The 26,818-nt window shown below is 72.4% G+C and carries 22 protein-coding genes and 1 pseudogene; 15 read left to right on the top strand and 8 right to left on the bottom strand.

Going from position 1 to position 26,818, the window contains the following annotated elements; all coding sequences use genetic code 11:
- Positions 1-119: 119 nt before the first annotated feature.
- On the top strand, positions 120-2,831 hold the full coding sequence (gene polA, locus G3I54_RS26735) for a DNA polymerase I (protein WP_164617925.1): 2,712 nt from the start codon (positions 120-122) through the stop codon (positions 2,829-2,831).
- Positions 2,832-2,954: 123 nt separating this feature from the next.
- Here the strand turns inward: polA and G3I54_RS26740 are convergent, their stop codons facing one another.
- A complete protein-coding gene (locus G3I54_RS26740; protein ID WP_164617927.1) occupies positions 2,955-3,833 on the bottom strand; it encodes a DUF4184 family protein in 879 nt (292 codons plus the stop codon).
- 188 nt (positions 3,834-4,021) lie between these two features.
- Between G3I54_RS26740 and G3I54_RS26745 the strand changes: the two genes are divergently transcribed.
- The 3 genes from G3I54_RS26745 to G3I54_RS26755 all read left to right on the top strand — a co-directional run bounded on the left by G3I54_RS26745 (position 4,022) and on the right by G3I54_RS26755 (position 7,073).
- The gene (locus G3I54_RS26745) at positions 4,022-5,788 is read left to right on the top strand and encodes a lytic murein transglycosylase (RefSeq protein ID WP_164617929.1); all 1,767 of its coding nucleotides are present in this window, start codon (positions 4,022-4,024) and stop codon (positions 5,786-5,788) included.
- A 155-nt stretch (positions 5,789-5,943) separates the two neighbouring features.
- On the top strand, positions 5,944-6,081 hold the full coding sequence (locus G3I54_RS26750) for an SPW_0924 family protein (protein WP_106973016.1): 138 nt from the start codon (positions 5,944-5,946) through the stop codon (positions 6,079-6,081).
- Between the two features lie 26 nt (positions 6,082-6,107).
- Positions 6,108-7,073 (top strand): DUF3068 domain-containing protein, encoded by a 966-nt coding sequence (locus tag G3I54_RS26755; protein WP_164617932.1) that lies wholly within the window; start codon positions 6,108-6,110, stop codon positions 7,071-7,073.
- On the opposite strand, the gene hrpB is transcribed toward G3I54_RS26755, so the two are convergent.
- Positions 7,060-9,570 (bottom strand): ATP-dependent helicase HrpB, encoded by a 2,511-nt coding sequence (gene hrpB / locus G3I54_RS26760; protein ID WP_164617934.1) that lies wholly within the window; start codon positions 9,568-9,570, stop codon positions 7,060-7,062. The genes G3I54_RS26755 and hrpB overlap by 14 nt on opposite strands.
- A gap of 52 nt (positions 9,571-9,622) precedes the next feature.
- On the bottom strand, positions 9,623-10,471 hold the full coding sequence (locus G3I54_RS26765; protein WP_164617936.1) for a class I SAM-dependent methyltransferase: 849 nt from the start codon (positions 10,469-10,471) through the stop codon (positions 9,623-9,625).
- 409 nt (positions 10,472-10,880) lie between these two features.
- Between G3I54_RS26765 and rpsA the strand changes: the two genes are divergently transcribed.
- The gene (gene rpsA, locus G3I54_RS26770; protein ID WP_003969826.1) at positions 10,881-12,398 is read left to right on the top strand and encodes a 30S ribosomal protein S1; all 1,518 of its coding nucleotides are present in this window, start codon (positions 10,881-10,883) and stop codon (positions 12,396-12,398) included.
- Positions 12,399-12,496: 98 nt separating this feature from the next.
- Here the strand turns inward: rpsA and G3I54_RS26775 are convergent, their stop codons facing one another.
- Complete coding sequence (locus G3I54_RS26775; RefSeq protein WP_164617939.1) at positions 12,497-13,456, bottom strand: right-handed parallel beta-helix repeat-containing protein; 960 nt, start codon at positions 13,454-13,456, stop codon at positions 12,497-12,499.
- A 274-nt stretch (positions 13,457-13,730) separates the two neighbouring features.
- On the opposite strand from G3I54_RS26775, the gene G3I54_RS26780 reads away from it, so the two are divergent.
- The 3 genes from G3I54_RS26780 (at position 13,731) to G3I54_RS26790 (ending at position 15,758) form a co-directional block, all read left to right on the top strand.
- Complete coding sequence (locus G3I54_RS26780) at positions 13,731-14,669, top strand: PAC2 family protein (protein ID WP_030627562.1); 939 nt, start codon at positions 13,731-13,733, stop codon at positions 14,667-14,669.
- 31 nt (positions 14,670-14,700) lie between these two features.
- Entirely contained in the window at positions 14,701-15,306 is a 606-nt protein-coding gene (gene coaE / locus G3I54_RS26785) for a dephospho-CoA kinase (RefSeq protein WP_164617941.1), read from the top strand.
- An 83-nt stretch (positions 15,307-15,389) separates the two neighbouring features.
- Positions 15,390-15,758 carry a tetratricopeptide repeat protein gene (locus G3I54_RS26790; protein ID WP_164617943.1) on the top strand — a complete coding sequence of 123 codons (369 nt, stop codon included), beginning with the start codon at positions 15,390-15,392 and terminating at the stop codon, positions 15,756-15,758.
- Between the two features lie 19 nt (positions 15,759-15,777).
- On the opposite strand, the gene G3I54_RS26795 is transcribed toward G3I54_RS26790, so the two are convergent.
- Complete coding sequence (locus G3I54_RS26795; RefSeq protein WP_164617964.1) at positions 15,778-16,140, bottom strand: DUF6343 family protein; 363 nt, start codon at positions 16,138-16,140, stop codon at positions 15,778-15,780.
- A gap of 54 nt (positions 16,141-16,194) precedes the next feature.
- Here G3I54_RS26795 and G3I54_RS26800 point away from each other — a divergent pair, with 54 nt between their 5' ends.
- On the top strand, positions 16,195-16,893 hold the full coding sequence (locus tag G3I54_RS26800) for a class I SAM-dependent methyltransferase (protein WP_164617945.1): 699 nt from the start codon (positions 16,195-16,197) through the stop codon (positions 16,891-16,893).
- Between the two features lie 40 nt (positions 16,894-16,933).
- Here the strand turns inward: G3I54_RS26800 and G3I54_RS26805 are convergent, their stop codons facing one another.
- Positions 16,934-17,287, bottom strand: a complete 354-nt coding sequence (locus tag G3I54_RS26805) for a hypothetical protein (RefSeq protein ID WP_164617947.1) — start codon at positions 17,285-17,287, stop codon at positions 16,934-16,936.
- Between the two features lie 470 nt (positions 17,288-17,757).
- Between G3I54_RS26805 and G3I54_RS26810 the strand changes: the two genes are divergently transcribed.
- The 4 genes and pseudogenes from G3I54_RS26810 (at position 17,758) to G3I54_RS26825 (ending at position 23,037) form a co-directional block, all read left to right on the top strand.
- Complete coding sequence (locus tag G3I54_RS26810; RefSeq protein ID WP_164617949.1) at positions 17,758-20,778, top strand: DEAD/DEAH box helicase; 3,021 nt, start codon at positions 17,758-17,760, stop codon at positions 20,776-20,778.
- Between the two features lie 8 nt (positions 20,779-20,786).
- Positions 20,787-22,142 carry an SWIM zinc finger family protein gene (locus G3I54_RS26815; RefSeq protein ID WP_164617966.1) on the top strand — a complete coding sequence of 452 codons (1,356 nt, stop codon included), beginning with the start codon at positions 20,787-20,789 and terminating at the stop codon, positions 22,140-22,142.
- A 43-nt stretch (positions 22,143-22,185) separates the two neighbouring features.
- The gene (locus G3I54_RS26820) at positions 22,186-22,917 is read left to right on the top strand and encodes a hypothetical protein (RefSeq protein WP_164617951.1); all 732 of its coding nucleotides are present in this window, start codon (positions 22,186-22,188) and stop codon (positions 22,915-22,917) included.
- Between the two features lie 34 nt (positions 22,918-22,951).
- Positions 22,952-23,037, top strand: a pseudogene (locus tag G3I54_RS26825).
- Between the two features lie 256 nt (positions 23,038-23,293).
- Here the strand turns inward: G3I54_RS26825 and G3I54_RS26830 are convergent.
- Together G3I54_RS26830 and G3I54_RS26835 are read right to left on the bottom strand one after the other, a co-directional pair.
- Positions 23,294-23,941, bottom strand: a complete 648-nt coding sequence (locus G3I54_RS26830) for a C39 family peptidase (RefSeq protein WP_164617953.1) — start codon at positions 23,939-23,941, stop codon at positions 23,294-23,296.
- Entirely contained in the window at positions 23,938-25,149 is a 1,212-nt protein-coding gene (locus G3I54_RS26835; RefSeq protein WP_164617955.1) for a pyridoxal phosphate-dependent aminotransferase, read from the bottom strand. Before G3I54_RS26835 ends, G3I54_RS26830 begins: the two co-directional genes overlap by 4 nt.
- An 85-nt stretch (positions 25,150-25,234) precedes the next feature.
- Here G3I54_RS26835 and G3I54_RS26840 point away from each other — a divergent pair, with 85 nt between their 5' ends.
- The gene (locus G3I54_RS26840) at positions 25,235-25,927 is read left to right on the top strand and encodes a winged helix-turn-helix transcriptional regulator (RefSeq protein ID WP_239144585.1); all 693 of its coding nucleotides are present in this window, start codon (positions 25,235-25,237) and stop codon (positions 25,925-25,927) included.
- A gap of 65 nt (positions 25,928-25,992) precedes the next feature.
- Positions 25,993-26,640 carry a uridine kinase gene (locus G3I54_RS26845; protein ID WP_164617959.1) on the top strand — a complete coding sequence of 216 codons (648 nt, stop codon included), beginning with the start codon at positions 25,993-25,995 and terminating at the stop codon, positions 26,638-26,640.
- The last annotated feature ends 178 nt before the right edge of the window (positions 26,641-26,818 follow it).

Consider the following 26,818-nt stretch of genomic DNA (forward strand, 5'->3'; position numbering starts at 1 on the left):
TCGAGCGCTCTTCCACGTGGCGGCGTACTCATGTTCATGTCCTCACCATCGATCCTGTCACGGCCCTTCGGATGTCGTGCCGGTCCGGATTGTCAGTGGTCCGTGGCAGGATCGGGGGCGTGGCTGAGACGGCATCGAAGAAGACGGCAGACAACCGACCGCGCCTGCTCCTCATGGACGGGCACTCCCTGGCGTACCGGGCGTTCTTCGCCCTGCCCGCGGAGAATTTCACGACGGCGGTGGGGCAACCGACGAATGCCGTGTACGGCTTCATGTCGATGCTGGCGAACACCCTGCGTGATGAGGCGCCCACGCACTTCGCGGTCGCGTTCGACGTGTCCCGCAAGACCTGGCGTGCGCAGGAGTTCCCGGAGTACAAGGCGAACCGCTCCAAGACCCCCGACGAGTTCAAGGGGCAGGTCGAGCTGATCGGCGAGCTGCTGGACGCGATGCACGCGGACCGGTTCGCGGTGGACGGGTTCGAGGCGGACGACGTCATCGCGACGCTGGCGACCCAGGCCGAGGCGGCCGGGTTCGAGGTCCTGATCGTCACCGGCGACCGGGACTCCTTCCAGCTGATCACGGACAATGTGACCGTGCTCTACCCCACCAAGGGGGTCTCCGAGCTGACCCGGTTCACCCCGGAGAAGGTTTTCGAGAAGTACGGACTCACCCCGCAGCAGTATCCGGACTTCGCCGCCCTGCGCGGCGACCCGTCGGACAACCTCCCGGGCATTCCCGGGGTCGGTGAGAAGACGGCCGCGAAGTGGATCAACCAGTTCGGTTCGTTCGCCGAGCTGGTCGAGCGGGCCGAGGAGGTCAAGGGCAAGGCCGGGCAGAATTTCCGCGACCACCTGGACGCGGTGAAGATGAACCGCGTGCTGACCGAGATGGTCCGTGACGTGGAGCTGCCGAAGACCCCGGCCGAGCTGGAGCGCGCTCCGTACGACCGCACGGCGGTCACCGGTGTCCTGGACATACTGGAGATCCGCAACCCGAGCCTGCGCGAGCGGCTGCTGGCCGTCGACCCGGGTGCGGCGGAGGCCGAGCCGCCCGCGCCCGCCGCCGGGATCGAGCTGGAGGGGGCCGTGCTCGGCTCCGGCGAGGTCGCCCCGTGGCTGGAGGAGCACGGCGCGCAGCCGCTCGGCGTCATGACGGTGGACACCTGGGCGCTCGGCGCCGGCACGGTCACCGAGATCGCGCTCGCCGCCGCCGACGGGGCCGCCGCCTGGCTGGACCCGGCGCAGCTGGAGGAGGCCGACGAGCAGGCGTTCGCCGCCTGGGTGTCGGACCCGGCGCGGCCCAAGGTCCTGCACAACGCGAAGAACGTGATGCGGGTCTTCCCCGAGCACGGCTGGCGGCTCGAAGGCGTCACGATGGACACCGCGCTCGCCGCGTATCTGGTGAAGCCGGGCCGCCGCTCGTTCGCCCTGGACGCGCTGGCCGTGGAGTATCTGGGCCGCGAGCTGGCTCCGGCCGCCGCCTCCGACGGGCAGCTGGCCTTCGGCGCGGACGACCGGGCCGAGCAGGACGCCCTGATGGCGCAGGCCCGCGCCGTGCTCGACCTGGGCGAAGCGTTCACGACCCGCCTGAAGGAGGTCAACGCCACCGAGCTGCTCCACGACATGGAGCTGCCCACGTCGATCCTCCTGGCCCGGCTGGAGCGGCACGGGATCGCCGCGGACCGGGCCCATCTGGAGGGTATGGAGCAGCAGTTCGCCGGGACCGTGCAGCAGGCGGTGAAGGAGGCGCACGCGGCGGTGGGCCGCGAGTTCAACCTCGGATCGCCCAAGCAGCTCCAGGAGATCCTCTTCGGCGAGCTGGGGCTGCCGAAGACGAAGAAGACCAAGACGGGATACACCACGGACGCGGACGCGCTGGCCTGGCTGGCCGCGCAGACCGAGCACGAGCTGCCGGTCCTGATGCTGCGCCACCGTGAGCAGGCCAAGCTGCGGGTCACCGTCGAGGGCCTGATCAAGACGATCGCCGCCGACGGACGTATCCACACCACGTTCAACCAGACGGTGGCCGCGACCGGCCGGCTCTCCTCCACCGACCCCAACCTCCAGAACATCCCCGTCCGCACCGACGAGGGCCGGGCGATCCGCCGCGGCTTCGTCGTCGGCGAGGGCTTCGAGACGCTGATGACGGCGGACTACAGCCAGATCGAGCTCCGGGTGATGGCTCACCTCTCCGAGGACGCCGGTCTGATCGAGGCGTTCACCTCCGGCGAGGACCTGCACACCACGGTCGCCTCGCAGGTCTTCGGCGTCGAGAAGGACGCGGTCGACGCGGAGATGCGCCGCAAGATCAAGGCCATGTCCTACGGCCTTGCCTACGGTCTTTCCGCGTTCGGCCTCTCCCAGCAGCTGAACATCGACCCCGCCGAGGCCCGGGTGCTGATGGACACCTACTTCGAGCGGTTCGGCGGTGTACGGGACTATCTCCACCGGGTCGTCGAGGAGGCCAGGGCCACCGGATACACGGAGACGATCCTCGGCCGCCGCCGCTATCTCCCCGACCTGAACAGCGACAACCGCCAGCGCCGCGAGGCCGCCGAGCGGATGGCGCTCAACGCCCCGATCCAGGGCACCGCCGCGGACATCGTGAAGGTGGCGATGCTGCGGGTGGACAAGGCGCTGACCGAGGCGAAGCTGACCTCGCGGATGCTGCTCCAGGTCCACGACGAAATCGTCCTGGAGATCGCGAAGGGCGAGCGGAAGCAGGTGGAGGAGATCCTGCGCCGCGAGATGGCCCACGCCGTCGAGCTGCGCGCCCCGCTGGACGTCTCGGTCGGCGTCGGCAAGGACTGGGAGTCCGCCGCGCACTGAGCCACCGGCGCCCCCGCGTCAGGGGGTGGGCCCGGAACCGCGTCCCGGTTCCGGGCCCACCCCTTTTCCGCCGCCGCCCCTCAAGTCGCTTGCCGCCTGCCGCTTGCCGCTTGCCGTTTGTCGCTATTGCGCCCGGCCGGCCGGCTCTCCGGTACGGGACTCCTCCGGTACGGGACCGGCCCGGCCCGGACCCCGCGCTTCCCGGCGCGGCCGCAGCCGCATCCACACCCCGTACAGCAGCAGTCCGGCCGCCAGCCCGGCGCCCGCGCCGAAGCAGGCCGTCGGGATGATGTCGAGCGGGCTCTCCACCCGGCCGAAGTGGGCGTACCAGCGGGCGCACCGGTGGACGACGCCGGCCAGCACGCACAGGGCCAGCAGCCCGAGCGCACCCCGCCGTTCCCGGCGGCCGAGCACCGGCACCTCATCGGGCGCGGGGGCGGGTGCGGTGCGTCGCAGCCCGGTGGCGGCGAACCAGCCGATGACCACGAGGGCCAGGGCCGAACTGCCGTACTGGACGAGCTGGAACACCGGGAAGCCGCCGACGCTGCGGCTGAGCACCGGCACCAGCTCCGTCCCCCACCGGCTGTGGTGGGTGAACGCGTCCCACACCACATGGGTGGCCGCCCCCAGCGCGCCGGAGACGGCGAACCACAGCCAGGCGGACGGCCCGAAGGAGGCGCGCGTCCACCGCTGCCCCCGGACGAACGCGTGCACCCGGCCCCGTGCCCGTACCGGCAACAGCGCCACCAGCGGCTCCCGCAGCAGCGTCCACACCGCCACCAGCACCGCGGCGATGGCCACGTTCACCGTGACCACCCCGAGGAAGGTGTGGGTGAACGCACCGAACTCCATCGCCCCGGGGACCACCGTGTCCGCGAAGTAGGTGATGTCGGGGGCGAACGAACCGGCGACGAGGGCCGAGGGGAACAGCGGCCACCGGGCTGTCCCGTTCCGGCGGATCGCCGGGAGCACGGCGGCGGCATGACTGAGCGTGAACGGCATGGCGGCAAGTATGCGGGACCGTCAGGGCACCCTTCCGTGGCCGACCGGACAACGTGCGGACGGGAACGTGAAAAAACAGTAAGAAGCGGTCAGGGCTCGGTGTCCGGGGGACACAAGTTGCCGTAGGGTCGCTGGAGTCCTCGCGCTGGGGAGCGCGAACAGCCTTCGAGGGGGAGGGACCGGAACGTATGGCAGCGCACATTCGCCGACGTCTGCGCAAGGGGGCCACGACCACCGCGGTGGCGGCAGCCGCCGTGGCGGCGCTCGCGGCCTCGCAGGCGCCCGCAGCGACCCTGGCCGAAGGATCCGCGGGCAGCGGTGACCCGAAGGCGGCGGGCGAGGACACCGCGAGTGCCGAGAACGACGGCGCCGCGACCGGCAACTCGCCCTACTACACGGACCTTCCGCCCCTGGTCACGCCCGACAAGCCCGGATCCTCCAGCAATCTCCCGGTCGCCGGCAGTGCGGAAGCGGGCATTCCGGCGTCGATCCTCGCCGCGTACAAGCAGGCCGAGCGGACCGTCGCGACCACCGACCCGAACTGCCGGCTGCCCTGGCAACTCCTCGCGGCGATCGGCAAGGTCGAGTCCGGCCAGGCCCGCGGCGGGCGGGTCAACGCCGACGGCACCACCACGTCCCCGATCCTCGGCCCGGCCCTCAACGGCCAGGGCTTCGCGCTGATCAAGGACACCGACGGCGGGGCGTACGACGGCGACGCGGTCCACGACCGTGCGGTCGGCCCGATGCAGTTCATCCCGTCGACCTGGGCCTCCTGGGGCCAGGACGCCAACGGCGACGGCCGCAAGGACCCCAACAACATCTACGACGCGGCGCTCGCCGCCGGCCGCTACCTCTGCGCCAACGACCGCGATCTGGCGATCGCCGCCGACCTCGACAAGGCGGTGCTGAGCTACAACCGCTCCACGGAGTATCTGCGCACCGTCCGCTCCTGGTTCTCCTACTACCAGCGCGGTACGCACGAGATCCCCGACGGCACCGGAACGCTGCCCACCACCCCGAGCACCCCCTCCCCGAACCCGGGCCCGAGCACAGGTCCGAGCACCGGCCCGAGCGGGACCCCGAGCCCGAAGCCCTCCCCGAACAAGCCGGGCGGAAAGCCGAGCCCCGGCCCCTCGAAGCCCGGCGGCGGCTCCACCAGCCCGACGCCGAAGCCGCCCACCCCCAAGCCGACGCCGCCGGCCGAGACCTTCGGCTCCCTGGAGAACGCGGGCACCGGACCGCTGCGCGCCACCGCGGGCCAGGCGTTCGACGAGCGGGTCTCCGTCCGCGCCCGCAACGCGCTCGGCGCCCCGCTCGCCAAGGTGCCCGTCACGTTCACCGTCACCGGCGACACCGGCACGCTCTTCGCCGGCGGCAAGAAGACCGTCAAGGTGACGACCGGTGCCGACGGCACCGCCACCGCACCGGCGCTCCAGGCCGGCGAGAAGGCCGGGGAGTTCACGGTCACCGCCGTCGCCGGAGCCGGCAGGCCGCGCACCCTGACCTACGCGGCGACTGTCACCGCCCGCCAGGCCGACGCGATCGCCCGCACCGACGAGAAGGAACTCGTCGCCGCGCCCGGCGAGAAGTTCGGACACGCCGTCACCGTCAAGGCCACCTACCGGGACGCCGCCGCGGCCGGAGTGGCGGTCACCGCCACGATGGTCAAGGACCCGCTCGGGCTCTTCGACAACGACAAGGGCCCGTACTTCAAGGACGCGGACGGCAAGCCGGTCCGCACCCTCACCACCCTGACGACGGACGCCGACGGCGTGCTCCGGCTCCCGGAGATCTTCGCCGACGACACCGAGGGCACCTATCTGCTGCGCCTCACCACCGAGGGCGGCGCGTCGGTCGTCATCGAACTCACCGTCCGGGCCCCGGAGGAGACGGCTCCCGAGGAGACGGCCCCGGAAGAGACCGTCCCGGGCAGGACGGAATCCCCCGAAGCCTGACCCCGCCGTACCGCACAGCTGCCGCACAGCCCCTTCACCACCCGGTGGAGGGGCTGTCCGCTGTGTTCTCATCTCGCGCCCCGGTTGCTACGGTGCCCCAGCCCTGACGACCCATCAGGTCGCCGTCATCGGATCACCGCCCCGGGAGGCCGAGCATGCGTGCCCTCGTCGCCGCCGCCATCGGACTGGCCGCCGCCCTCGCGCTCGTGTTCACCATCTCCGCCGTCGGCTCACCGGCCGGGGAGACCTCGCCCGAACCCCTGCTGACCACCGTCCCGGGCCCGAAGAGATAGCCGCCGCAGAGGGAGAGGTCACCACCATGCGCCGCCGAGCCGGTCTCGTACTCCTGGCCTTCGCCGTGTTCTTCGCCGCCCTGTCACCGCTGATGCGCTGGTACGCCTTCCCGCACCTGGCGAAGGTCCCGCCGAGCCAGTACCAGGAAGTCGTCCTGGAGGCGTCCCCCGCGACCCTCCTCGACTACACCACCCTCAAGGCCAGGAAGGTCGACAAGGTCACCATCGTCCAGACGCTCAAGGGCAACGTGGAGGAGTCCGAGAAGATCGAACGCAGCGCCGGCCGCGACGTCGTCGTCTGGGACGCCCTCTCCTACATCCAGGGCCCCGACGGCAAGATGGTCTCCGAGATACCCGAGCGCTACATCTTCGACGCCCACACCCAGGCCCCCGTCAACGCCACCGGCGAGATGGTCGACGGCGACCCGGTCCGGCGCGAGGGCATCGAGTTCAAGTGGCCCTTCCTCACCGAGAAACGGGACTACGAGTACTTCGACGCCCAGAGCCGCACCACCGCCCCCATCCACTACAAGGGCACCCGCACCTTCCGCGGCCTGGAGGTCTACTACTTCGAGCAGACCATCCCGTGGACCAAGGTCCCGATGCCGAAGAAGATGCCCATCGAGGGCATCACCGCCGAGCAGATCGCGCAGACCGGCATGACCCGCTGGTACACCACCCAGCGCATGTTCTGGGTCGACCCGGTCACCGGAGCCCCCGTCAACGGCGAGGAGATCCACACCGAAGAACTGCGCGACGCCAAGAAGATGGGCATGTCCGAGGACACCGTCACCGCGTTCTCCGGCCATGTGAAGATGCGCGAGGACTACATCGTGGACACCGTCGACCTGGTGAAGTCCCAGCGCGTCCTGGTCCTCCTGCTCACCTCGTACCTGCCATGGGGCTTCCTCGGCCTCGGCATCGGCCTGTTCGCGCTCGCCCTGTGGCTGGAGGCGCGCTCGCGCACATCACAGGGCCCTACGAGCGCTTGAGCCGCGCCGAGGTGAACCGCGTCGCCGGTACGGTCGCGGGGTCCTCCGGCCACGGGTGCTTCGGGTAGCGGCCGCGCAGCTCCGCCCGGACCGCCTTGTAGCCCTCCCGCCAGAACGACGCCAGGTCCGCCGTCACGGCCGCGGGCCGTCCGGCGGGGGAGAGCAGATGCACCAGGACCGGCACCCCGGCCACCTCGGGCGTCTCGGCCAGCCCGAATAGCTCCTGGAGCTTCACCGCCAGCACGGGCTGCTCACCGCCGTACTCCACCCGGATCCGCGAACCGCTCGGCACCTCGATCCGCTCCGGCGCCAGCTCGTCCAGCCGGGCCCCCTCCCCGGTCGCCCAGGGCAGCAGCCGCCGCAACGCCTGGCCCGCGTCGATCCGGCCCAGGTCCGCCCGCCGCCGCGCCCGCGACAGCTCCGGCTCCAGCCACGCCCCGGTCTCCGCGAGCAGCGCCTCGTCCGAGACGTCCGGCCACGGCGACCCCAGAACCCGGTGCAGAAACGCCAGCCGCAGCCGCAGCTGCTCACTGTCCCGGGTCCACCGCAGCAGCCCGAGCCCCTCCCGCCGCAGCCCCTCCACCAGGGCCCCGCGCACCAGCTCCGGATCGGGCTGCTTCAACGGCCGTACCGCCAGCTCCACCGCCCCCAGCCGGTCCACCGACCGGGCCACCACCTCACCGTCCACCCAGCGGACCTCCTCGCCCCGCACCCGCAGATGCCCGGCGGCCAGCAGCGCGGTGGCCTCGTCGACCACCGCCGCCAGCCGCACCCGCGCCGAGGCCGCGTGGGAGGGCCGGTCCGCGACCGCCACCGCCAGCCAGGGCGCGCTGCGCAGCCGCGAGCCCTCCCGCAGCTCCGCGCCCGTACCCGACGCCATCAGGAAGGCCCCGTCGCCCCGGGCCCGCGCCACCCGCTCCGGAAAGGCCAGCGCGGCGACGAGCCCCACGACGGCGTCGTCGGTGCGGGAGGCGTTCTTCCCGCCCGACGAGCCGCCGCCCAGCGACGACGACAGCCGGCGTACCTCCTGCTTCCAGCGCGCCGCATACCCGTCCTGACCCCGGCGGGCGGTCCGCAGCGCCGCCGCCAGATCGTCCCCGTACTCCCTCGGCGGCTCCTCGCTCAGCAGGGCCACCACCTCCGCGGCCCGCCGCGCCCCGACCTCCCGCGCACCGTCCAGCAGGGCCCGCGCCAGCCGGGGGTGCAGCCCGAGCCGGGACATCCGTACGCCCCGGTCGGTCACCCGGCCCTCGCCGTCCACCGCGCCGATCGCGTCCAGCACCTCACGGGCCGCGCCCATCGCACCGGCGGGCGGCGGGTCCAGCAGTGCGAGCGAGGTGGCGCCCGGATCGCCCCAGCACGCCGCCTGGAGCGCGAACGCGGCGAGGTCGGCGACCTTGATCTCCGGCGACGGGAAGCGGGCGAGCCGCCCGTCCTCGGCCTGGTCCCAGCACCGGTACACCGCCCCCGGAGCCTCCCGCCCCGCCCGCCCGGCACGCTGCCGGCCGGCCGCCTGGGAGGCCCTCACCGTCGTCAGGGCGCTCAGGCCCCGGGCATGGTCGGTACGGGGTTCGCGCGCGAGACCCGAGTCGACGACGACCCGCACGCCCGGCACCGTCAGCGACGACTCCGCCACCGAGGTCGCCAGCACCACCCGCCGCCCCTCGGCGGAACCGGCCAGCACCGCGTCCTGCACGGCGGCCGGAGCCCGCCCGTGCACCTGGAGCACCTCCGCGTCCACCCCGGCGAGCTGCCCGGCCACCCGCGCGATCTCCCCGACCCCGGGCAGGAAACAGAGCACATCGCCCGCCCGCTCCGCCAGCGCCCGCCGCACGGTCGCCGCCACATTCGTCAGCAGCGCCGGATCGACCCGCATGCCGTGCGGCGGCTTCACCGGCCGCGCGGGCGGCGCCCAGACCACTTCCACCGGATACGAGACGCCCTCGGCCTCGACCACCGGGGCATCGCCCAGCAGCCGCGCCCACCCCTCCGCGTCCGTCGTCGCGGACGCCGCCACCAGCCGCAGATCGGGCCGGATCGCCTCGCGTACGTCCAGGAGGAACGCGGCCACCGTGTCCGCGTCCAGATGCCGCTCGTGGCACTCGTCGATGATCACCGCGTCGACCCCGGCCAGCTCCTGGTCCCGCTGGAGCCGCTGGAGCAGCACCCCGGTGGTCACGACCTCCACCACGGTCTCCGGACCCACCACGCGCTCGCCGCGCACCGTGAACCCGATCCGGCCGCCCGGCTGCTCGCCCAGCAGCCAGGCCATCCGCCGCGCCGCCGCCCGCGCGGCGATCCGCCGCGGCTCGGCGACCACGACCCGGCGCACCGGGCCCCGGCCGGTCAGCCCGGCCAGCACCAGCGGCACCAGCGTCGTCTTGCCGGTGCCGGGCGGGGCGCACAGGACGGCGACGCCCCGGTCGTCGAGCGCGCGCTCCAGGGCGGGCACGGCGGTGCGGACGGGCAGACGGTCCAGGGCTTCGGTACGGATCACGCCCCCAGTGTCGTACGGCGCTTCCGTCCGCGAGCCGTCGGTCCCGCTCGGATCAGTCCCGCTCGCAGACGAAGATCGCCGTGCCCGGGATCAGATTGCCGCGCAGCGGGGACCAGCCGCCCCACTCCTGGTCGTTCCAGGCGGGCCATTCCGGTTCCACCAGGTCGACCAGCCGGAAACCGCCCGCCACCACGTCGCGGACCCGGTCGCCCAGCGTGCGGTGGTGTTCCACATAGACGGCGTCGCCGTTCTCGTCCTGCTCCACATAGGGGACGCGGTCGAAGTAGGAGGCGGCGACGGAAAGGCCCTCGGGTCCGGGCTCGTCCGGGAACGCCCAGCGGATCGGGTGCGTCACGGAGAACACCCAGCGCCCGCCGGGCCGCAGCACCCGGCGGACCTCGCGGAAGACCTGGACGGGGTCGGCGACGAAGGGGACCGCCCCGTAAGCGGAGCAGGCCAGGTCGAAGGAGCCGTCCCGGAACGGGAGCCGGCCCGCGTCCGCCTCGACCAGCGGGAGGCCCTCGCCGATCCGCAGGGCGTGCTGGAGCTGGCGGTGGGAGAGGTCGAGCGCGACCGGGCGGGCGCCCTGGCCGGCCAGCCAGCGCGAGCACTGGGCGGCCCCGGCCCCGATCTCCAGGACGTCGAGGCCCTTGAGGGCGGCGGCGGGCCCCAGCAGCGCGGCCTCCGCCTCGTCCAGCCCTTCCGGACCCCAGACGAAACGGTCGTCCCCCAGGAAGCCGCCGTGGTCCGACTGGTACTCGTCGGCGTTCCGGTCCCACCAGCCGCGGCTCGCCCGGCTGCTCTCCGCCTCGTCCGCCGCGCGGCGGGTGGCCTCGGGCTCGGCGGACTCCCCGGGTTCCGAGCGTTCCGAGGAGTAGGTTCCGTGGATCTCTTGGCTCATCGTGCCCGTCGTTGTAGTTTGCCTTCACCCGCCGCGCGCGGTACGTACCAGGGGGCGCACCCCGGGGGTACGGACGCGCGTCCGCGGCGCCGTGCCGTAGTGTTCTCGGGCCGATGTGGCCTCGGAGAACACGAGTTGTGCCGGGTTTGGGGCGATGTGCCCCGGGTGTGCGCCTTCGCGCATTGACCCTGTCCGGCTGCCCCCGTATGCTACAAGTTGCGCTGCGAGCCTGCGCGCCTCAGACCTAGCAGGCCGCGCTCGCGTCTGTTGCATGTCCCCTCGGTTGTCGAGGCGTCTCTCCGGAAACGGATTGCGCGCTTTCCAGGCTGTCCGGCTTCTGCAGAGGCGATACGGGCTTTCGGCGTAGCAGTACCTACGACTCTCTGTCCGTACCGGAGCCCTTTCCCACATGACGAGCAGCACCGAGACCACCGCCACCACTCCGCAGGTTGCGGTCAACGACATCGGCGACGCGGACGCGTTCCTCGCGGCGATCGACGAGACGATCAAGTACTTCAACGACGGCGACATCGTTGATGGTGTCATCGTCAAGGTTGACCGGGACGAGGTTCTCCTCGACATCGGTTACAAGACCGAAGGTGTCATCCCGAGCCGCGAGCTCTCGATCAAGCACGACGTCGACCCGAACGAGGTCGTCAAGGTCGGCGACGAGATCGAGGCCCTGGTTCTCCAGAAGGAGGACAAGGAAGGCCGCCTGATTCTCTCGAAGAAGCGCGCTCAGTACGAGCGTGCTTGGGGCACCATCGAGAAGATCAAGGAAGAGGACGGCATCGTCACCGGTACCGTCATCGAGGTCGTCAAGGGTGGTCTCATCCTCGACATCGGCCTCCGTGGCTTCCTCCCGGCGTCGCTCGTCGAGATGCGTCGTGTCCGCGACCTCCAGCCCTACGTGGGCAAGGAGCTCGAGGCCAAGATCATCGAGCTGGACAAGAACCGCAACAACGTGGTCCTGTCCCGCCGTGCCTGGCTCGAGCAGACCCAGTCCGAGGTTCGCCAGACGTTCCTCACCACCCTGCAGAAGGGTCAGGTCCGCTCCGGCGTCGTCTCCTCGATCGTCAACTTCGGTGCCTTCGTGGACCTGGGTGGCGTCGACGGTCTCGTGCACGTCTCCGAGCTGTCCTGGAAGCACATCGACCACCCCTCCGAGGTTGTCGAGGTCGGCCAGGAAGTCACCGTCGAGGTCCTCGACGTCGACATGGACCGCGAGCGCGTCTCCCTGTCGCTCAAGGCGACGCAGGAAGACCCGTGGCAGCAGTTCGCCCGGACGCACCAGATCGGTCAGGTCGTCCCGGGTAAGGTCACCAAGCTCGTTCCCTTCGGTGCGTTCGTGCGCGTCGACGAGGGCATCGAGGGTCTGGTCCACATCTCCGAGCTGGCCGAGCGCCACGTGGAGATCCCGGAGCAGGTCGTTCAGGTCAACGACGAGATCTTCGTCAAGGTCATCGACATCGACCTCGAGCGCCGCCGCATCAGCCTCTCGCTGAAGCAGGCCAACGAGTCCTTCGGTGGCGACCCGGCCTCGGTCGAGTTCGACCCGACGCTGTACGGCATGGCCGCGTCGTACGACGACCAGGGCAACTACATCTACCCCGAGGGCTTCGACCCCGAGACCAACGACTGGCTCGAGGGCTTCGAGGCGCAGCGCGAGGTCTGGGAGACCCAGTACGCCGAGGCGCAGCAGCGCTTCGAGCAGCACCAGGCCCAGGTCATCAAGTCCCGCGAGGCCGACGAGGCCGCTGCGGCCGAGGGCGCTGCCGCCCCGGCCGGCGCTGCTCCGGCCGCCTCCGGCGGCAGCGGTGGCGGCGGCGGTTCGTACTCCTCGGAGTCGGCGGACAACTCCGGCGCCCTGGCGTCGGACGAGGCCCTTGCCGCGCTGCGCGAGAAGCTCGCGGGCGGCCAGAGCTGACGCTCTGACCCCGGCGGCTCATCGGCCGCAGTAGCTGTAGAGCGTTGAGTGAGGCCCGTTCCCTTCGGGGGGCGGGCCTCACTCGCGTGTTCAGTGAGTCATGGTGTGACGGCGATGTTGGTCAGCCCCTTGCCGCCGGTGACGGTGTTGCTCGCATGGACGGTGGTGCGGCAACCGGAGCTGTTGTTGGTGACGTTGATGGCGAGCTGTTTGTCGCCGGTGGCCCCGGAGAGGTCGGAGGCGTTGTCGCGGAAGACGGTGCCGCAGCCCCAGCCGCTCTGCTGGGTGTGGGTCTCGTAGCCGTTGTTGGTGGTGCGGGAGCCCTTGTTGCCCTCGACCAGGACGTCGTTGCCCTTCACATCGACCCAGGAGTCGTCGTAGTTGGCGCCCGTCAGCCCGTGGCCGTCGAAGGTGTTGCCGATGATCCTCGCGCCGGTCGTGCCTTCCTTGATGTCGATGGACTCGCCGCCGACGTCGGGGCCGATGGTGTTGTTCAGGATCTGCACGTTGTCGCTGCGGTCGGAGAGATCGCCGGCCGAACCGACGTACACGCCCTCGCCCATGCCGCGCCCGTTCTGCCCGGTGTCGTGGATCCGGGAGTTCTTCAGGACGCCGTCTTTGCTGGACTTGCGGAAGTGGACGCCTTCCATGTCCAGGTCGTGCACGGTCACCGAGTCGATGACGACGCCGTTCGCCGCGTCGGCCATGATGCCCTTCTGGCCGCCCTTGATCGTGACGCCCTGGACCGTCCAGTACGAGGCGCCGTTCAGGTGCAGCCCGTAGCCGCCGCCCGCCGTCAGGACCGCCCTGCTGGAGCCGGTGAGGGTGATCCGGGCCCCGGAGGCGCCGGGCCGGGTGGCCTTGAAGTTCCCGGTGTACGTGCCGTCGGCGAGCCGGATCGTGTCGCCGGGGGAGACGGTGGTGAGCGCCGTCTTGAGCTGGGCGGCGGTGCTCACGTCGATGACCGCGGCGTTCGCGGGTCCGGCGCCGGCCAGGGTGAGACCGGCGGCGGCCAGGGCGGCGGCGAGCGGGACGGTGAGGGGGGAGCGGGTGCGCATGGGGGTGCCTTCCCGTCGAAGGGGTCCAGAATGTTCCTGTACGTGAATGTGGGACGCGTGTCTGAACGCGTTGCCCAGTGACGGTAGGGACGGCGGCGGGGCGCGTCAAGGTCTGGACCAGGATCGGCGGGCGGTGCCGGACGCGGTGAAACGCTCGTGCGGCGCACACAACTGACGTGGTGTCACCCGCCCCTTCCGGGGAAAGGTCCGGGTGCGGGAATGCTCGTGCAGCCGGTCGTGTTCTTTCCTAGGAACACGAGGAGGAGCGGTAACCGTGCCTGATCCGCAGAGTTTGTACGAATGGGAGCCGAAGGGCCTGGCCGTCGTCGACATGGCGCTGGCGCAGGAGTCGGCCGGCCTGGTCATGCTCTACCACTTCGACGGCTACATCGACGCGGGCGAGACCGGCGAGCAGATCGTCGACGGCCTGCTCGAAACGCTGCCGCACCAGGTCGTCGCGCGCTTCGACCACGACCGGCTCGTCGACTACCGCGCACGGCGCCCCCTGCTCACCTTCCGGCGCGACCGCTGGACGTCCTTCGAGGCCCCGACCCTGGAGGTCCGGGTGGTCCAGGACGCCACCGGAGCGCCCTTCCTGCTGCTGTCGGGCCCGGAGCCGGACGTGGAGTGGGAGCGGTTCGCCGCCGCCGTCGAGCAGATCGTCGAGCGTCTCGGCGTCCGGCTCGCGGTGAACTTCCACGGCATCCCGATGGGCGTCCCGCACACCCGCCCCGTCGGCATCACCCCGCACGGCAACCGCACCGACCTGATGCCCGGCCACCGCAGCCCCTTCGACGAGGCGCAGGTGCCCGGATCGGCCGAGGCTCTCGTGGAGTACCGGCTGATGGAGTCCGGCCACGACGTCCTCGGCGTCGCCACCCACGTACCGCACTACGTCGCCCGGTCCTCCTACCCGGACGCGGCGCTGACCGCGCTGGAGGCCATCACGGCCGCGACCGGTCTGGTGCTGCCCGCCCTCGCGCACTCCCTGCGCACCGAGGCGCACCGCACCCAGACCGAGATCGACCGGCAGATCGGCCAGGGCGACGAGGAACTCGTCTCCCTCGTCGAGGGCCTTGAGCACCAGTACGACGCCGTCGCCGGCTCCGAGACGCGCGGCAACCTCGTCGCCGAGCCGGTCGACCTGCCGTCCGCCGACGAGATCGGCCGCGAGTTCGAGCGCTTCCTCGCCGAGCGGGAGGGCGAGGGCTGAGCGCCCGGGCCCGGCCCGTAGGCTGCGGCCCATGCTGAAAGTGGGCCTGACCGGCGGCATCGGAGCCGGCAAGAGCGAAGTGGCGCGGCTGCTCGTCGAGCACGGCGCCGTCCTGATCGACTCCGACCGGATCTCCCGTGAGGTCGTCGAGCCCGGGACGCCCGGACTCGCGGCCGTCGTCGAAGAGTTCGGGCCGGGCGTCCTGACCGCCGAAGGCGTCCTGGACCGTCCGGCGCTCGGCGCGCTCGTCTTCGCCGACGACGAACGCCGGGCCGCGCTCAACGCGATCGTCCACCCCCTGGTCGGCGCGCGCGCCGCCGAGCTGGAACGCGAGGCCCCCGAGGACGCCGTCGTCGTCCACGACGTCCCCCTCCTCGCCGAGAACGGGCTCGCCCCCTTCTACGACCTGGTCGTGGTCGTCGACGCCTCCGCCGAGACCCAGCTCCACCGGCTCGTGACACTGCGAGGGATGACCGAGTCCGACGCCCGTGCCAGGATGGCCGCCCAGGCGACCCGCGAGCAGCGCCGGGCCGTGGCCGACCTGATCGTGGACAACGACGGGCCGCGGGAGGCGCTGGAGGCGCAGGCCCGCGACGTGTGGGACGAACTGGTCCGCAGGGCTGCCGCCGCCCGCTGAGTCCGCGTACGAGTACGCCCCGGCCGGAATACCGCGGCCGGGGCGGACGTTGGAAACGCGCGAGGGAAGGGAAGGATGCGACCGTGCCCGAGAGGAATCCGGAGACCCACGTCATCGACTTCCGTGCGGCCGAGCAACTGCTCGACGCCCGGGACCCCCGGGGTGCCGTCAAGCTCCTCGACTCGGTGATCGCCGCCCACCCGGAGAACACCGCCGCCCGGCTGCTCCGGGCCCGCGCCTTCTTCGCCGCCGCCCAACTGCGCCCCGCCGAGCTGGAATTCGAGCTGGTGCTGGAGCGTGAGCCGGACAACGCGTTCGCCCACTTCGCGCTGGCCCGCACCTTCGAACGGGCCGGCCGCCCCGAGCAGGCGACCCGGCACTTCCGCCTGGCTGCGGCGCTCGACCCGAAGCCGGAGTATCTGCGGGCCGCGAAGTTCGACGAGCGGGCCTGACGGACCGGACCGGCGTCGATCAACGCCGGGCGGAGGGGCCCGCCTCTCCGCCGTCCATCCAGCCGCCGTCCGCGCCCCGCCCCGGCCGACGCGGACGGCCGTCGCCGTGGTCGGGCTCGTACGGCGGGACGTCACGGCCCGGCTGGTAGTGCGGGCCCTGGCGCATGCGGTACGCGATCACACCGAGGTCCGTCACCGCGAGCAGCAGCACCACCGCGCAGGCCACCGCCCAGCCCGGCCGCCCGGTCAGGGAGAACGCCACCAGGCCGAAGAGGGCCCAGAGAATCCCCCACAGGCTCAGCCAGAGCCGCATCCGCAGCGGACTGCGGGCGGTCGCGGGTTCACTGCCGGTACGCATGGCGATCACCTCACTCACCAGGATGGACCCGCCCGGCGGCGGACGGAACCGGGCACGGCGGCGGCTCGTTCGTTCTTCATGAGCGAATCACCGGTACGCGAGGGGTACGAGGGGACCGGTCCCGGAGCGATCACGCCGGACGGGTGCGCGGTGGAGCTGTATCGCCGGCTGGCCGTCGGCGACGAACCGGACGTGATCGCGGGCGTGGCCCCCGCCGGGGCGAGCATCCTCGAACTGGGCTGCGGGGCGGGCCGGGTGACGCACCCGCTGGTGCGGCGCGGCTTCGACGTGACGGCGGTGGACGAGTCGCCGGAGATGCTGGAGCAGATCGTCGGGGCGCGCACGGTGCGCAGCCCCATCGAGTCGCTGGATCTGGGCGAGGAGCGGTTCGACGTGGTGCTCCTCGGTTCCTTCCTGGTCCACGCGGGCGAGCACCGGGTGCGCGACGGGATGCTGCGCGTCTGCCGGGCCCATGTGCGGGACGACGGGATCGTCCTCGTCCAGCGCGAGGGCGCGGCGCACCGCTCGGAGCTGCCGTGGGAGCGGACCGACCCGTCCGGCGGCCTGATCCGGATCGTCTCCGCGGATCCGGTGGGCGACGGCGTGCGCTCGGTGCGCGCGGAGTATCACTTCGACGACGCGCGGTGGACGCAGACCTTCCTGTCGCGGGAGCTGTCCGACGAGGAGCTCGCCGGGTATCTCGCGGCGGCCGGGCTCAGGGTGGACCGCACCCTCACCGACGACGGCACCTGGCTGCTGGCCCGGCCCGCGCTCTGACCTCGGCGATGTGACCTCCGCGCTCCGACCGGCATGTTCCTCAGTGCACGAAGCTGTAGCTGCGCCACGGGCCGCTGCCCGGCGCGGTCACATCGCTGAACCTGGTCGGCACATACGTCGTCCCGCCGCCCGTGCAGTTCCGCGTGCGGTAGAGGATCACGTCGACCAGCGTCCCGTTCTCCACCTCGTGGGCCCCCGCCGGGGCGATCCGGTGGCAGCCGCGTACCGACGGGCTGTTCACCTGAATCACCGCTTCGCGCTCCGTCGTGTACGTCACCGGGCCCACGGCGGTGCGGCCGAGCCCGGAGCAGCCCGTGGTGGCGAGAGCGAGGAGCGTGACACCGGCGGCGACCCCGAGGCGGCGTCGGCGGTGAACGGTGGCGGTCACGGACATGGGCGGGTCCTCGTCTGCTCGTCCGGTGCTCGTCCGGCGAATCGGTACGTCGGGAAGACGTGCTGGCGCTGGCCACCCTGCCCGCCCGGGACCGCCCCGGCATCCCGTGCGCGGCCGACCGGGCGAGCCGCGGTTCGGCAGAGGTCCACGCTGCAACCCGCATACGCACCTGCCACCCCATGCACCCCTTACAGCCCATGCACCCCTGCCACCCCTTGCACTCCACACGCCCCACACACTCCACACGCCCCACCCGTCCCACCGGCCCCGGTGTCCTCGGAGGGGCTTCGCCCATCACTCAGCGTGGTGGGGCCACTCGTGGATCCGGGCCGGTGACCGACCGGCCTCTCCGCCGCTGAGCTGGGGTGATGCGGTGGCTGTCCGCAGTGTCAGACCTCCCGCCTAGACTCGCGGAGTCAGCACATTCCGTGCCGACGAGACCGTGGACCAGGCGGGAGGAGGTGGCGGACATGACGGCACGGACCCATGAGGGCGAGGCGCGGGGCGCCGAGGGCGCGACCGGAGTCGCCGACATCGGCCGCCTGCTGCGCTGCGCGACGGTCTTCCTGCCCGGCCCGGTGCCCAGGGACGGCCGCATCGCCTTCTGGGACCCGCACGCGGACAGCGACCCCTGGCACGACGGTGAGCGGGCGCGGGGCGGAACATCCTTCGCGTACGCCGACGCCGGCGCGGCCCCCGCCCCCGTCCCGTACACCGAAGCCCGGCTCACGGTCGTCCGGCCGGACCGGGCGGCGGGCCCCGGCCGCGTCCGCACCGCCGAGGTGCCCGCGGCACTGCTGTCCGTGGCCGACGCGCTGCCCGTGCTCGTCCGGGCACGTCATCAGGCGTCCGCCCACCCCGCCGCCCGCTGCTGGGGCGCGGCCGCGCTGCACGCCCTTCAGCTCGTCGCACGCGGCAGGCTCCTCCCCGGACTCACGGCGGACGGCCACGACGCCTGGCGGGCCGGCCCGAGGGACGCCGAGGACGTCGCGCATCTGCGGGCGGTCGCCGCCGCCCTGCCCCCCGAGGGCCACGCGGTGCCGGTCCCCGCTTCCGCGCCGCCCCGCCTCCCCGACCCCGAGGCCCTGATCGGGTCGTTCCTGGACGCCGTCGCCGACACGCTGCCGCGCACACCCGCCGCCGCGTTCGCGATGGGCGCCCCGTTCGCCGCCCGTGAGGCCCAGCATCTGCCCCAGGCCGCCGCCTGGGCCGTCGAGGTGGCCTCGGGCCTGGACGCGGGCGTGCGGGTCTCGCTGCGCCTGGACCTCTCCGCGTACGAACTGTTCGACACCGCCGACACCTACGCGGTCACGGCCGCCCGCGAGGACGCGGAGGCCGCCGACGGATCCGCCCGGCCCGAGCACCCGGACGACCCGGCGGTCCGCCATGCCGCCGCGGCGATCGTGCAGGTCCACAGCCTCGCCGACCCGACGTACGTGGTGGACGCGGCGGCCCTGTGGAACGGCGGGGCGGGCGAGCCGTTCGGGCCGCGCGCCCAGGTCGACGCGGTGCTGGCGGTGCGCCGGGCCGCCCGCGTCTGGGCCCCGCTGGAACGGCTCCTGGGCCAGCCCGTCCCCGATGTGCTCGCGATCACCGAGGACGAGCTGTACGAGCTGCTGAGCGACGCCGGATCCCGGCTGGCCGCCGCCGGGGTCGGGGTGCACTGGCCGCGCGAGCTGGCCCGTTCGCTCACCGCGGCCGCCGTCGTCCGGCCCGCGCCCGGATCGGCCACCGACGGCACGTCCTTCTTCGACGCCGAGCACCTCTTCGCCTTCGACTGGCAGTTGTCCCTGGGCGACGAGCGGCTGACCGAGGCCGAGATGGACACCCTGGCCGAGGCCCACCGCCCGGTGGTGCGGCTGCGCGACCAGTGGGTGGTCGTCGACCCCGCCCTCGTACGCAAGGCGCGCAAGCGGGAGTTGGGGCTCCTGGATCCGGTGGACGCGCTGGCCGTCGCCCTCACCGGCAGCGCCGAGGTGGACGGTGAGCGGGTGGACGCCGTTCCCACCGGGGCGCTGGCCGCCCTCCGTACGCGGATCCTCAGCCAGGACCTGACGATCGCGCCGCCGCCCGGTCTCGACGCGACGCTGCGCGACTACCAACTGCGCGGTCTGGCCTGGCTGGACCGGATGACCTCGCTCGGGCTCGGCGGCTGCCTCGCCGACGACATGGGCCTCGGCAAGACGATCACCCTCATCGCCCTCCACCTGCACCGCGCGCACCCCTCGCCCACCCTGGTGGTCTGCCCCGCCTCCCTCCTCGGCAACTGGCACCGCGAGATCAACCGCTTCGCCCCCGGCGTCCCGGTGCGCCGCTTCCACGGCACGGACCGCACCCTGAGCGATCCGGACGGCGGTTTCGTCCTCACCACCTACGGCACCATGCGCTCCAGCGCCGCCCAGCTCGCCGAGCAGAGCTGGGGCCTGGTCGTCGCCGACGAGGCGCAGCACGTCAAGAATCCGCACTCCTCCACAGCCAAGGCGCTGCGCACCATCCCCGCCCCGGCCCGGGTCGCCCTCACCGGCACCCCCGTCGAGAACAACCTCTCCGAGCTCTGGGCGCTGCTCGACTGGACCACCCCCGGGCTGCTCGGCCCGCTCAAGGCGTTCCGGGCCCGGCACGCCCGGATCGTGGAGAACACCGACACCGCCGCGGGCCTGGGCAACGAGGAGGCGGTGGAGCGGCTGTCCCGGCTGGTGCGGCCCTTCCTGCTGCGGCGCAAGAAGTCCGACCCGGGCATCGCCCCCGAGCTGCCGCCCAAGACGGAGACCGACCACCCCGTCTCCCTCACCCGTGAGCAGGCCACGCTCTACGAGGCGGCCGTCCGCGAGACGATGGCGCAGATCGAGGCGGCGGAGGGCATCGCCCGCCGGGGCCTGATCATGAAGCTGCTGACCTCGCTCAAGCAGATCTGCAACCACCCCGCCCAGTATCTGAAGGAGGAGCCCACCCGGCTCGCGGGCCGCTCCGGCAAGCTCGCCCTCCTCGACGAACTGCTCGACACGATCCTGTCCGAGGACGGCTCGGTCCTGATCTTCACCCAGTACGTGTCGATGGCGAAGCTCCTCTCCGCGCACCTCGCCTCCCGCGCGATCCCCTCCCAACTCCTGCACGGCGGTACGCCGGTGCCCGAGCGGGAGCGGATGGTGGACCGCTTCCAGGCCGCCGAGGTCCCGGTGTTCCTGCTCTCCCTCAAGGCGGCCGGCACCGGGCTGAATCTCACCCGCGCCGCCCATGTAGTCCACTTCGACCGCTGGTGGAATCCGGCCGTGGAGGAGCAGGCCACCGACCGGGCGTACCGCATCGGCCAGACCCAGCCCGTCCAGGTCCACCGGATCGTCGCCGAGGGCACGGTGGAGGACCGGATCGCCGAGCTGCTGGAGTCCAAGCGGGCGCTGGCGGACGCGGTGCTCGGCAGCGGCGAGAGCGCCCTGACCGAGCTGAGCGACCGTGACCTCGCCGACCTCGTATCGCTGCGGAGGCCCGCATGAGTCCCCGCATGAGCCCGCGCCCGACCACCGGCCCGGCCGCCCGCAGGTCCGCCCCGCGCGCTCGGATCGGCCCGGACGATCTGCGGCGTACCTTCGAGGCGGTGCCCGCCCGCACCTCCGCCGAGGGCGAGCCGTTCGCGGACAGCTGGTGGGGCCGGGCCTGGGTGGACGCCCTGGAGTCGCTGTCGATGGACGAGGCCCGGCTCGCCCGCGGCCGTGCGTACGCCGACGACGGCCAGGTCGCCGCGATCACCGTCACCCCGGGGCGTGTCGTCGCCTATGTGCACGGCAGCCGGGCCCGCCCCTACCGCGCCGAACTGCGGCTGCGCACCTTCGCGGACCCGGGCTGGGAGGCGCTGCTCGACGCGGTCGCCGCGCACCCCGGCCGTCTGTCCGCGCTGCTGGCCAAGGAGATGCCGCACTCCCTGGCCCGTACGGCGGAGGACGCCGGTGTCCGGCTGCTGCCCGCCGCCGACGACCTCGATCCCAGCTGCACCTGCCCCGACCACGGGCGGCCCTGCAAGCATGTCGCCGCCCTCTGCTTCCAGACGGCACTGCTGCTCGACAGCGACCCGTTCGTCCTGCTGCTGATGCGCGGCCGGGGCGAGCGCGAGCTGCTGGACGAGCTGGGCCGGCGCAACGCCGAACACTCCGCCCGCGAGCGCCCCGCCGCCCCCGCCGTGCCGTCGGTCGGAGCCGAGGAGGCGTTCGCCGGACGCTTCCTGCCCCCGCTCCCGGCGCCCCTCCCGGTCCCGCCGCACCCCGGCCAGCCGCCTTCGTACCCGGATCTGCCCGGCGCCCGCGATCCGTTGGGCCTGGACCACCTCGCCACCGACGCCGCCGCCCGCGCGCACGCCCTGCTGACCACGGGCCGCGATCCGCTGGCCGGGATCACCGCCTGGCAGGACGCCGTCCGCCTCGCCGCCTCGCGGCCGACCGCCGGGCTCACCGCCACCACCCGCGCGCTCTACCGCGAGCTGGCGTACGCCACCGGCCGCACCACCACCGACCTCGCCCGCGCCGTCGCCGCTTGGCGCCAGGGCGATGCCGAGGGCCTCGCGGTCCTGGAGACGCCCTGGGACCCGCCCGCCGGGCCTTTCGACCGGGCCAGGCCCGCGCTCGCCGCCGCCGGGTTCCCGCGCTTCACGCCCTGGCGCAACCACCTCACCCACCCGGCCGGTTCGCTCCAGCTCCGCTTCGGCCACGACCACCGCTGGTACGGCTACGAATCCGACCCCGGCAGCGAGGACTGGTGGCCGCGCGCCGCGCCGGACCCCGACCCGGTGACCGCCCTGGAAGCGCTGTTGGCCGGTGACTCCGCCGCGGACCTGTCCGGGACCGACGACCCGCTGTACGTACGGTAAAACCCTTGGCCACAGGCTGGTTGGCCCTGTTAGCGTCCTCGACGTGGCGAAACTCAATCAGATCATCGCAGTGGAGAAGGGCGTCAAGTCCAAGGCACACCAGGACCTGACGGCGGCACATCACGGCCTCCAGAAGACCGGACTGCTGGCCGGGATCTCCCGGACCTACCAGCCCAAGGACGAGGAGGGCGAACAGCTTCCGCCCGAGTCGACGCTGGTCCAGGTCAAGGCCGAGGACGTGCTGCGGGACACCGCGGCCACGCTGACCCGACTCTTCGACGTGACCGCCACGAAGGACTGGGCGAACTGCTCGGCCAGGGCCGATGTGTCGGTCGACGGCCGGGTGCTGGTGAGCGAGGTGCCGGTGTCGTATCTGCTCTTCCTGGAGAAGCAGCTGACCGACCTGAACACCTTCGTCCGCAAGCTGCCCGTGCTGGACGCCGCCGAGGCCTGGGTGCAGGACCCGTCGACCGACTCCTGGAAGACCGAGCCGGTCCGCACGCTCCGCACGAAGAAGGTGCCCCGCAACCACGTCAAGGCGGAGGCCACCGACAAGCACCCGGCGCAGGTCGAGGTGTACTACGAGGACATCCCGATCGGGTACTGGACGACCGTCAAGTTCTCCGGTGCGCTGCCCGCGCGGCGCGTCAACGAACTCCTGGACCGGATCGAGAAGCTCCAGCAGGCCGTGAAGTTCGCCCGCGAGGAGGCCAACGGCACGGACGTCACCGACCAGCGGGTGGGTGATGCGGTATTCGGTTACCTCTTCGGGTGACCGACCATGGATTCCCCGGCCGCCGATCAAGGGGGCCGGGGTGCGCGAGGAGCGCAAGCTGAAACTGAAGCTTGTCGTGAAGGCGCGGTCCCAGTGGAGGTTCGACTCCTCCCTCCGGCACGGGCCGGAGTAGCCCAAGCAGGCAGAGGCAGACCGCCGTCAATCTCAGACTCTTGCTCCAGACTCAGCATTCGCCGCCGATCGCCGGATCGAACGGGCCCGGGCCCGCGCGCGTCGAGATGCCGGTTCAAGTCCGGCCCGCAGAGCTCCGATCTGCGGTGGTCCAAAGGCAGGACGCGACGACATCATGACTGACCCGGATCCTTAAACGTGCCGGCGTGCCAGATGGGCGGCATTCACAGGGCCCGGAGGCCGGCTACGCCTCCGGGCCCGCTCCCGTCTCCGATGCCTCTGCCGCTCCCAGCGACACGCCCCGGCCCGCGAAGAACCGCTCGAACTCCGTCAGCGGCAGCACGGCAGCCCGCGTCCCGGCGTCCGTACCCGACGGGTTGTGGAAGTGGACGCCGGACCCGTCGGCCGTGCGCGCGGTCACCAGCACCAGATGCCCGCCCCGCCCCGGAGCCGGCCGCTCCGGATGCCGGATCCCGTAGTGGACGGAGGCCAGCACCGTACGGCCCGCGTCCAGCAGTGCGGGGATCTCGGCCACGTCCAGGTGCCGGTGCACCGTGGCCTGACGCCCGTACACCTCACTGACGTACTCCGCGAAGGGCGCGTAGACCAGGCCCCGGATCGTGCCGTCCACGTCCTCCGTGTACGCCCCGTACTTCAGCGCCCCGTCGCGCAGCGCGAACAGCGACGGGGCATCGGCGCCGAGCGCCATGCGCAGGCAGGTCATACCGCACAGATGACCTGCCCACCGCGCGTACTCGGCGGGCGAGGACGCCCCCGACTCCGCCCAGCCCGGGTCCTCGGCCGGATCCAGCCCGCCCTCCACGATCGCCCCCACCAGCTCCCGCGTGACGAACTGGGTGTAAACGGGGGCGGGGCAGAGGGCGCAGGTCACTGGCGGTATCCGTTCAGGAAGCGGCCGATGCGGCTGATCGCCGCGTCGAGATCATCAGCGTACGGAAGGGTCAGGATGCGGAAGTGGTCCGGGCGCGGCCAGCTGAAGCCGGTGCCCTGCACCACCTGGATCTTCTCCCGCAACAGCAGATCCAGCACGAACTTCTCGTCGTCGACGATCGGGTGCACCTTCGGGTCGATGCGCGGGAAGGCGTACAGCGCGCCCTTCGGCTTCACGCACGAGACACCCGGGATCTCGTTCAGCCGCTCCCAGGCCCGGTCGCGCTGCTCGTGCAGCCTGCCGCCCGGCGCGACCAGCTCCCGGATGGACTGCCGGCCGCCGAGCGCGGCCTGAATGGCGTACTGCGCCGGCGCGTTGGGGCACAGCCGCATGGAGGCCAGCATGGTCAGGCCCTCCAGGTAGTTGCGGGCGTGCTGCCGCGGGCCGGACACCACCATCCAGCCGGAGCGGAACCCGGCCACCCGGTACGTCTTCGACAGGCCGCTGAAGGTGAGGCAGACCAGGTCCGGGGCGAGGACCGCCGCACTGTGGTGCTCGGCCCCGTCGTAGAGGATCTGGTCGTAGATCTCGTCGGCGAACACCATCAGGTTGTGCCGGCGGGCCAGATCCAGAATGCCTTCGAGGATCTCGCGCGGATAGACCGCGCCGGTCGGGTTGTTCGGGTTGATGATCACGACGGCCTTGGTCCGGTCGGTGATCTTCGATGCCATGTCGGCGAGGTCCGGGTTCCAGTCGGACTCCTCGTCGCAGACGTAGTGCACGGCCCTGCCGCCCGCGAGCGTGGTCACCGCCGTCCACAGCGGGAAGTCCGGGGCCGGGATCAGCACTTCGTCGCCGTCCTCCAGCAGCGCCTGCACCGCCATCGAGATCAGCTCGGAGACCCCGTTGCCGAGGAACACGTCGTCCACGCCGATCTCGGTCAGCCCCATGGCCTGGTAGCGCTGGACGACCGCCCGCCGGGCCGAGAGGATGCCGCGCGAATCGGTGTAGCCGTGCGCCTGGGGCAGCATCCGGATCATGTCCTGGACGATCTCCTCGGGAGCCTCGAAACCGAAGAGCGCGGGGTTGCCCGTGTTGAGCCGGAGCACGCTGTGGCCCGCCTCCTCCAGGGCGTTGGCGTGCTCGATGACCGGGCCCCGGATCTCGTAGCAGACCTCGTTGAGCTTGCTGGACTGCCGGAACTCCATGCGCTGCCTCCCGAGCCGAATTGCGATACTTGGTTTTACCAAGCTTCAGCTTGGAAAGTCCAACAACATGTCTAGACTGCGTCGCATGCCACGTCAGCAGCAGCCAGCAGCACGCCCCGCCCGTCGCCGGAGCTACGACCAGTTCGACGCCACCGCCCGCGCCCTCGACTCCGTCGGCGACCGGTGGACGCTGCTGATCGTCCGTGAACTGCTGGGCGGGCCCCGCCGGTACACGGACCTGCACGCCGATCTGCCCGGCGTCAGCACGGATGTGCTGGCCTCCCGCCTGAAGGACATGGAGCAGGGCGGACTGGCGCTGCGCCGCAAGCTGCCGCCTCCCTCGGCGGCGTCGGTCTACGAGCTGACCGAACGCGGTCACGCCCTGCGGCCCGTCCTCGCCGCCCTCGCCGCATGGGGCGCGCCCGCCCTCGCCGAGCGCCGCCCGACCGACGCGGTGCGGGCCCACTGGTTCGCGCTGCCGCTGCTCGGCGCCCTCACCGGGCTCACCCAGGAGGGCGTCCTCGAAGTCCGGCTCGACGAGGGCGAGTTCCATCTCCATGTCGGCGGGGGAGCGGGGAGCGTGCTGTCGGGCGCCGAGGCGTACGGACCGGTGTACGGATACGGCCCCGCCGACCGCCCCGACGCCCGGATCGTTCTCGACGCCGGGGTGTGCCTGGAGCTCGCGCAGGGCGGGGCGGGACTCGCTGAGGCGGTGAAGGACGGCCGCGTCGAGGTGTTCGGCGAGAGCCCGCTCGCCACCGAACTGCGGGGATCCTGAGCCACGTTCCGGGGGCCGGAGCGCTCGCGGGAGCGGCCGCGCCCGGATCCGGCGATGATGGAGCCGTGCGACTCGAAGCGATCACCTGGGAACGGCTGGCCGGCGAGCTGGCCCGGTACGGCGACGGGCTGTCCGCGGCCGACGGCGGGCCCTGGCTCGCTCTCGGCATCGACGGCGCTCCGGCCGCCCGCACCGGCGAGTGCGCCGAACGCGTCGCCCAGGAGCTGCGGCTGCTCGGCCGCTCGGTCCTCGTGGTGCCCACCGAGGGCTTCCTGCGCCCGGCGAGCCTGCGCTTCGAGTACGGGAAGCAGGACCCGGACGCGTACGTCGACGGCTGGTTCGACACCGGGGCGCTGTGGCGCGAGGTGTTCGGGCCGCTGGAGGCGGGCGGCTCCGGCCGGGTGCTGCCCGATCTGTGGGACCCGGTGACCGACCGGGCGACCCGGAGCCCGTACCACGCGCTGCCCGAGGGCGGGGTCGTCGTCGTGCACGGCCCGTTCCTGCTGGGGCACTGGTTCCCGTTCGCGCTGAGCGTTCATCTGCGGCTGTCCCCGGGCGCGTTGCGGCGGCGTACGCAGGAGTCGGAACGCTGGACCCTGCCCGCCTTCGCCCGGTACGAGGACGAGGTGGCGCCATCGGAGCGGGCGGACGTGGTGGTCCGGGCGGACGACCCGTCGCACCCGGCCTGGTCGGGGCTGCCCGGGAGCTGGTGAGCGACGCAGGACTCCGCGCCCGCGGTCACCGGCCCGGCGGTGGCGTCCGCCGTCATCCGGCCGGGCGGCGGCGGCCGTTCGACCGGTGGCCGTCCTCGACCGGCGGCGCGTTCACGGGCGGCCGCCCTCGACCGGCGGCGGCCCTCAGCGGTCCGGTGGCCGGCCGCCCACCGTGGCC

Source organism: Streptomyces sp. SID14515, assembly GCF_010548505.1.
Classification (GTDB): Bacteria; Actinomycetota; Actinomycetes; order Streptomycetales; family Streptomycetaceae; genus Streptomyces; species Streptomyces caviscabies.